This window comes from Roseateles sp. P5_B10 (genome assembly GCF_056400485.1).
Genome location: NZ_JBFULE010001367.1, coordinates 1 through 867 on the forward strand (window position 1 = coordinate 1; position 867 = coordinate 867).

Below are 867 nucleotides of genomic sequence, written 5' to 3' on the forward strand. Positions count from 1 at the left end.
GCGTTGTTCTCGATGAGGTGAGGCACGGCATCCAGCCGGTAGCCGTCCAGGCCGCGGTTGAGCCAGAAGCGCAGCGAGTCCTCGTGGTACTGCACCACGGCCGGGTTGCGCATGTTGAAGTCGGGCATCTGCGGGCCGAAGGTGCCGAAGAACACGTCCGGCGCACCAGGCTTCGGCGCGGGCAGGTCCTTCAGTTCGCCGGGCCAGTCCCACGGCTTGGTGGCGGCGTCGTACCAGGGATATTTGCCCCAGATGTCCCAGCCGGGGCCCGGCGCGGTATTCCAGACGAACCAGCTGCGCCAGGGGCTATTGCGGTCGGCCACGGCCGCCTGGAAGGGCGGGAATTGCCAGGACGCGTGGTTGATGACGTAGTCCATGACGATGGCGATGCCGCGCTGGTGCGCCTCGCGGATCAGCTCGTCGAAGTCGGCCAGCGTGCCGTACTGCGGTTCGATGGCGCGGAAGTCGGTCGTGGCGTAGCCGTGATCGTGATCGGAGCTGGCGGTGATGGGCATCAGCCACAGGCCGCTGACGCCGAGCTTCTTCAGGTAGTCCAGTCGCCGGGTCAGGCCTTTCAGGTCGCCGATGCCGTCGCCATTGCTGTCCTGGTAGCCGCGCACGAAGACTTCCATGAAGACGCCGTGCTGCCAGTTCGCCGGCAGGGTGCTGGCCTGCGGCTGGGAAGGCACGGCGCGGGTGTCGATCTGGGCTTGTGCCGTGGCCGCTGCGGCCAGTGCGAGGGTGAGCAGCAGTTGCTTTTGCATGGTGTTCAGCAGGTGGCGGTGTGGACGAGAAAACTTGTCCAGGAGGCGGTCATGTAATCAAACTACTTATCAATCTGATGTCGAGCATAGCGACGACATTGGG

At 65.1% G+C, this 867-nt stretch carries 1 protein-coding gene; it reads right to left on the reverse strand.

The window, feature by feature from the left end:
* Nucleotides 1–764 (reverse strand): alpha-amylase family glycosyl hydrolase (locus tag AC1DU6_RS33370; RefSeq protein ID WP_477862631.1); only part of this gene is annotated, 764 nt, incomplete at its 3' end.
* Between the last annotated feature and the right edge of the window lie 103 nt (nucleotides 765–867).